Source organism: Streptomyces sp. CO7 (assembly GCF_053474865.1).
Genome location: NZ_JBRIOU010000008.1, coordinates 103,214 through 104,267, shown reverse-complemented (window position 1 = coordinate 104,267; position 1,054 = coordinate 103,214). Strand labels below are relative to the sequence as shown.

Sequence of the window (1,054 nt, the reverse complement as noted above, 5' to 3'; positions counted from 1 at the left end):
GGGCCGGCCCCGCCTGGTGCCCGGCCCTGGGCGCACGGCCTGGCGGCGGCACCTCCGCCCCCGCCCGGAGCCCTGCCCCGCAGGGGAACCGGCCGCCCCGGAGGCCCGCAGCGGTGTGGACGGCAGCGGTGCGAGGGCAGGCCGGTGCGGGCCCCGGGGTGGTGGGGGTTCAGTCGAAGCGGGCGGCGAGGAGGACCACGTCGTCGGCGCCGTCCGTCGCGTCCCGCCCGTCCGGCAGCATCGCCTGCAGCACGTGGTCGGCGACCGTCTCCGGGTCGTCGCGCAGCCGCCGGGGGACGCCCGCCGCGGCCCGGTGCAGCCGGGCGAACGCCCGGTCGACGGGGTCGCCGGTGCGGCGCAGCAGGCCGTCGGTCCACAGCAGCACCGTCTCCCCGGGGTCCAGGCGGACCTCGGCGCCCGGCGCCTCCCAGCAGCCGAGCATGCCCAGCGGGGCGGAGACCCCGGTCTCGACGAACTCGGCCCGCCGGTCGCCGATCACCAGCGGCGGGTTGTGCCCCGCCCCGGCCAGGGTCATGCGACGCCCGCCGGGGCGGCAGTGCGCGAACAGGGCCGTGGCCGGGCAGCCGGGCTCGGTGAGGCGGAGCATCAGCTCCAGGTCGGAGAGGACGGCGACCGGATCCTCGCCCTCCATCACCGCGTAGGCGCGCAGCGCGGCCCGCAGCCGGCCCTTCGCGGCCACGGCCTGCGGCCCGGAGCCGGCGACCGAGCCGACCGCCAGACCGAGCGCCCCCTCGGGCAGCGGCAGCGCGTCGTACCAGTCACCGCCACCGAGCGGCCCGGTGCGGTGCCGCACGGCGAACCGGACGCCGGGCATCGTGGGGAGGCGGGAGGGGAGGAGGCCCTCGGTGAGGGCGGCCAGGCGGGCGCGGGCGCGGTCCACCTCCAGCAGGCGGGACAGGTGGTCGGCGGCCAGGCCGAGGTAGTGGACGGCCGTGCGGCGTTCGGCGGGGCCGGGGACGGCGGGACCGTCGAAGAACCAGACCGCGGTGCCGAGCCGTGAGCCGTCGTGCGGGTCAAGGGCGTGGGCGTAGGC

1 protein-coding gene is annotated in these 1,054 nt (G+C 79.6%); it reads right to left on the bottom strand.

The genetic code is table 11. From position 1 onward, the window contains the following. Positions 1 to 169: 169 nt before the first annotated feature. The coding region (locus ACOV8S_RS25370; RefSeq protein WP_448320543.1) for a PP2C family protein-serine/threonine phosphatase at positions 170 to 1,054 on the bottom strand (885 nt) is incomplete at its 5' end.